The 5069-nt window shown below is 70.8% G+C and carries 4 protein-coding genes and 1 pseudogene; 2 read left to right on the top strand and 3 right to left on the bottom strand.

All coding sequences use genetic code 11. From position 1 onward, the window contains the following. Positions 1-202, bottom strand: a pseudogene (locus tag CCN51_RS56540) (hypothetical protein); the annotation flags it as partial. A 22-nt stretch (positions 203-224) separates the two neighbouring features. Next, a complete protein-coding gene (locus tag CCN51_RS25165; protein WP_043487031.1) occupies positions 225-2474 on the bottom strand; it encodes an N-6 DNA methylase in 2250 nt (749 codons plus the stop codon). 198 nt (positions 2475-2672) lie between these two features. Here CCN51_RS25165 and CCN51_RS25160 point away from each other — a divergent pair, with 198 nt between their 5' ends. Continuing rightward, positions 2673-3392 carry an Rv1352/Rv1906c domain-containing protein gene (locus CCN51_RS25160; RefSeq protein ID WP_014177168.1) on the top strand — a complete coding sequence of 240 codons (720 nt, stop codon included), beginning with the start codon at positions 2673-2675 and terminating at the stop codon, positions 3390-3392. Next, positions 3392-4180 carry a hypothetical protein gene (locus tag CCN51_RS25155; RefSeq protein WP_014177169.1) on the top strand — a complete coding sequence of 263 codons (789 nt, stop codon included), beginning with the start codon at positions 3392-3394 and terminating at the stop codon, positions 4178-4180. Before CCN51_RS25160 ends, CCN51_RS25155 begins: the two co-directional genes overlap by 1 nt. Positions 4181-4562: 382 nt before the next feature. On the opposite strand, the gene CCN51_RS54430 is transcribed toward CCN51_RS25155, so the two are convergent. Next, positions 4563-5009 (bottom strand): hypothetical protein, encoded by a 447-nt coding sequence (locus CCN51_RS54430; protein ID WP_143675887.1) that lies wholly within the window; start codon positions 5007-5009, stop codon positions 4563-4565. Positions 5010-5069 lie beyond the last annotated feature (60 nt).

Here is a 5069-nt window from a genome sequence, read left to right as displayed (position 1 = left end):
CCCCCGCGCCGCCGCCCCGTCCCGCCGCCACCGTCGCGGTGGCGGCGGGACGGGGCGGCGGCGCGGGGGCGGGGCCGTGCATGGCTGCTCCTGGAGGACCTGGTGCCGAAGGGTGCTCGCGCGCGTGCGTGCGCGCTTGAGCGTATACATCGACGTGGCGGGCGGAACCCGGGTTGTACGGATCCGCCGTCTCTTTGCTCACATCTTTGATCACACAATCGTGATCAATGGGGCTGGACCGTACCGTCGGCCAGCCCGTCGTACAGCCCCCGTACCAACTGGTCCCCCAGCCGCCCCGCGAGCCGCAGCGCCTCCTCGAAGGAGGCGAGGGTGCGGTAGTGCTCGCCGTAGCGCCGCTGGTCGTCGAGCGGGAGCCGGGGCAGCCGCAGTCGGCGTACGTCGAGCCGGGTGGCGGTGGAGGCGTAGCTGCTGGCCTGCCGCTGGTTGGCGCCGCCGCGCAGATACCCGGCGAGGAACCACGGGTCGAGCGCCTGCGGGTCGGGCCGCAACAGACACAGATTGCGGGCGAGCAGGGCCCCGGCCGCGGCCTCGTCCACCACGCGGGCGACCGTGCCGCCGCCGACCAGCGGCACCACCACATCGCCCGGCTCGGTCAGCACCCGCTCCTCGGCGGCCGCCTCGGGCCCCTCACCAGGTGCCGGGGCGGGGAGGGCGCCGGTGGGGCCGGTCCCGGCGAGCACATCGGTCTCGGTGAGCACCGGGGGCGCCTCCGGCCCCGCGCCCGCCGGCTGCCGCCCCGGTCCTGGCACCGTCACCGCGCCGCCGGTACGCAGCACCAGGGCGCCCGCGCGGACCAGTTCGCCGACGGTGGTCATGGGCCAGCGGGCGCCCTGCGGCTGCTCTTCCAGGGCATCCGGGCCGGCGGGCGCGATGGGGGTCAGCTCGACCGTACGGGCCAGGGTGGCGGTGAGCCGGTCGCGTACGGCGGCCAGCTCCTCGGCGCCGCCGCCCGCGGCGGGCCGCGGGAGATGGCGGGCGGGGGCGAGGTCGACGTCGTCGTCGAGGAGTTCGATCACGGGCAGCACCTGGCATACCCCCGCCCGCGCGGGAGCCCCGTCGCCGCCGTCTCCGCTATCGCCGCTATCGCCGCTATCGCCGTCGAAGGCGCGCCAGGCGTCGAGGACGGTGTCGCGCACGGTCTGCCAGGGCAGCTTGTCCCGGCCCGGGGAGGCCACGGCCGCCGGGTATCCAGGGACCACCGCCGCGCCGTCGGCCGGGCCCGCCGCCGAGGCCACGGCCGCCGCGGCGTCGACCAGCAGCAGCCGCGGCGCGGTCGGCTGCCCGGCCCCGGGGCGCCGCAGCACCCACAGATGCAACGGGATCCCGTACGGCGGGGCGGCCCCGGCGGGCAGCGCGACCACGGCGCGCAGCGCGCCGCGCCGCAGCAGATCGGCGCGGATACGGCGGCCGGAGCGGCGGGAGGCCACGGCCGGGGGCATCAGCAGCACGGCGGTGCCGCCGTCGCGGAGGTGTGCGAGGGCGTGCTGGACCCAGGCGAGCTCGGATTCGGTGCGGGCCGGGAAGCCGTACTCCCAGCGGGGGTCGTAGGCGAGCTCGTCGTGGCCCCAGTTGCGCTCGTTGAACGGCGGATGGGAGACGACCGCGTCGGCGGCGAGCTGCGGCAGGGCGTCCGCGCGCAGGCTGTCGCCGCCGTGCACCCGTACCTGTGTGCCCTGGCCCTCGTGGGTCAGGGCCAGCCGCAGCGCGGTGAGCGCGGCCAGGTCGCGGTCCAGCTCCTGGGCGTACAGCGTGGCCACGCTGTGGGTGCGCAGCACGGCCCACAGCAGCCCGCCGGTGCCCGAGGCGGGGTCGAGAACGGTGGGGGCGGGACTCAACGGACCCGTCGGCTCGTCTGCCAGACCGGCCAGGGCGGCCATCAGCTCGGCGAGTTCGGGCGGGGTGACGGTGTACTGCCGTGGGTTGGCGTCCAGATGGCGCCCGATCAGGAACTCGTACGTCTCGCGCGGGCCGGTCTCGGCGGCCAGCTCGACGGCCTGGCGCAGCAGCGGTACGAAGGGCCGCAGCCCGGCCGGGTCCGCGACGGGCACCGGGTGGTCCTCGCCGAGCCGGGCGGTCAGCACCGGGGCGAGCGCGGGCGGCAGCAGTTCGGCCAGCTGCGGGTCGGCGGCGTCGCTCAGCCGGCGCCACTGGGCGGGCCGGTCCCGTACGAGCAGGAGTACGGCACCGACGGGGCCGAGCGCGGCGGCGGCCCCGGCCGGATGCCCGGCGAGCGCCTGCCAGACGCGCTCGCGCAGCGGCACCTCGGCGAGCTTGCCCTGGTCGCGCAGCCATTGCTCGACCTCGCCGAGGGCGAAGGCCGGGCTGGTCTCGGTGCCGCCGACCGGCCTGGGGAAATCCGCGTGGCGGCGCCGCCAGTTGCTGACGGCGGCGCGGCCGACCCCGGCCAGCCGGGCGATCCCGGCGGCGGTCACCTCTGCTGCGTTGTCGGGCACCTGGCTGGCTCCGTCCCGTGGTGCGGCTGTCACATCGAGCATACCGATAGCGATCTTCAAAGAGACCCGTTCACATTGTGAATCCTACCCCGCTACCGACTCTTGTTGACTCGGTTCACAGACTCTGCTGTGATTGACCCATCGGTTCACGGAGGCCGATCCGGCTCCGGGATGAACTCAGAAGGGGAGGGCTGTCGCATGTCGCAGCAGCAGAAGCAGAACTGGTTTGCCCGGCACAAGGTCCTGACGGGGGCGGGGGCGCTCGTCGTGGTGATCGCCATCGGCGGCGCCCTGGCGGGAGGCGGAGGAGACGACGACAAGGACAAGAGCAAGGACACCGTGGCCCAGGGGGCCACGTCCGGCGGAGGCTCCAAGTCCGGCGACAAGGCGAACAAGGCCGACAAGCCCAAGGCCGAGCCCGCCATCGGCGGCGACGGCACCTTCCAGGTCGGCTCCGACGTCAAGCCCGGCACCTACATGTCCACGGACAACACCGACGGCATGTGCTACTGGGAGCGGGCCAAGGACTCCAGCGGCGAGACCGATTCGCTCATCGCCAACGACAACGTCATGGGCAACGCCTATGTGACGATCAAGGCGAGCGACAAGATCTTCAAGTCGAACGGCTGCCACGGCTGGGCAGCCGTCCCCGCCAAGGCTTCCGGCACCCCCAAGTCCGAAGTGGACGGGAACGGCGGCATGTACCGGATCGGGGCCGACATCGCCCCCGGTACGTACAAGTCGACCGGCAACGCCAACGACGCGACCTGCTACTGGGAACGCAGCAAGGACGCCCTGCACGGCATCGACTCGATCATCGCCAACGAAAACGTCTCCGGAAACGGCGTGGTGACCATCGCCGCCGGCGACGGATACTTCAAGACCAACGGCTGCAAGAACTGGAAGAAGACGAGCTAATGCGCTCCACCACAACCCTGGCGGCGCTGTGCGCCGTGACCGCACTCGCCCTGACTGCCTGCGGCACCGACGACGACAAGGGCGGCACCGCCGGAAAGTCCGGGCAGTCGGCCTCGGCGAGCTCGAAGGCCACACCCTCCAGCAAGAAGTCCAAGGCATCCGGCTCCGAGTTGGAGAAGCTGACCGGTCCGCAGATCGCCAACAAGGCCATGAAGGCGATGCAGTCGGCGACGTCCCTGACCACGGCCCTGGACGGCACGGTCGACGGCGGCCCCATGAAGTACCGCATGTCCTCGGCCAACAACGGCGAGTGCGTGGGCAACATGTCCTTCGGCACCGAGGGCAAGGTCGAGTTGATCAAAACCGGCGACCTGATCTACATGAAGTTCGACCGCGCCTTCTGGAAGTCACAGGGCGGCAAGGACGGCGCGGCGGCAGCCGACACGATCGGCGACCGCTGGACCAAGTCCAAGGCATCCGGCTCCGACTTCAAGGACTTCGCCAGCGCCTGCGACTCCGACGAGATGCTGTCCGGCTTCGAGTCCGGCCCCAACCTCGCCCGCAAGGGCGAGACCACCACGGTCGACGGCAAGCCAGCCATCACCCTCATCGAGACCGACGGCGACGAGACATACACCACCTACGTCGCCACCGAGGGCAAGCCGTACATCCTCAAGATGGTCATCAAGGGCGGCAAGGAGCCCGGCACGGTGACGTTCGGCGACTTCGACCAGCCGGTCGACGCCAAGGCCCCGACCGGGGACATCGTGGATCTCGACGCCCCCTGACCCACCAGGTGCCGGCCACCCGCCGGGCCGGCCACCCGCCAGACCGGCCACCCGTCGGCGGATACCCGCGGTCCACGGGATTCCTTGTTCTCATCTTGCCGCCGGCTTGTCACGGAGGTCGCGACAGCCGGATAGGTAACGTTTGCACCATTCGATCGCCCCGGCCTTCTTCAATACTGCGCTAGCATTCACTTGTGTTGCCCGGGGGAATGGCATCTGGATGACCCCCTGGTAAACCGCGAATATCGCGACGAATTAATCGAGACTGTCGACACCACAACGGGTACGCGCTCTGCGGGAAACCCGCACCTTTGACCGGTGAGCCACCCCCGCCGCTGACAGCGGCGGGGGTGCGTCTGTCACGGCAGCTGTGGGTCGTGATCTACAGCGTGGGGTAGCTGTTCTTGCGGATCGGCATCAGAAGCCAAAGCCTGGGCGGCTCGACGTTTCCCGACCTCTCGACCGAGGGGAAATCCCGCGGCAAGGTGATCTTGTCGTCCTCGCTGAGAAGCTTGTTGTTCGCGCGGAAGTCGTCCAGGTCCTGGTAATCCCGGCCCTCGTGGTCCACTATCGCCACGCTGCGTTTTGGTGTGCACACGAGGAACAGCGTGATCCAGTCGAATCGCTTGTCCTTGTGAGAAACGAGGATCTTCTGGCTGTACACCTTGCCAGGGGACGCGCAGTGGCATTGCCGAGTCGCGAATGGCGCCTGTGCGCCGCTTGATGCCGCAGCCGAACCGCATGCCATTGTCAGGAAGATGAGAGCTGTCGCGATTGCCGCACCCGGCGCGCGGCCATTGAATCGGGTTGTCGTCTCCGCTCCGGACACGGACGGACTCCTCCCACTCTCCTGATCCCCTCAGGCCCACGACGCCCACCCCGACCAGGG

This window comes from Streptomyces milbemycinicus (genome assembly GCF_002154605.1).
GTDB classification, from domain to species: Bacteria; Actinomycetota; Actinomycetes; order Streptomycetales; family Streptomycetaceae; genus Streptomyces; species Streptomyces milbemycinicus.
This window is presented reverse-complemented; position numbering and strand designations above follow the sequence as displayed.

Excerpts from the sequence above, each read along its gene's own strand:
- CCN51_RS25155 (WP_014177169.1), top strand. The coding sequence starts at position 3,392 with ATGCGCTCCACCACAACCCTGGCGGCGCTGTGCGCCGTGACCGCACTC.
- CCN51_RS25160 (WP_014177168.1), top strand. The coding sequence starts at position 2,673 with ATGTCGCAGCAGCAGAAGCAGAACTGGTTTGCCCGGCACAAGGTCCTG.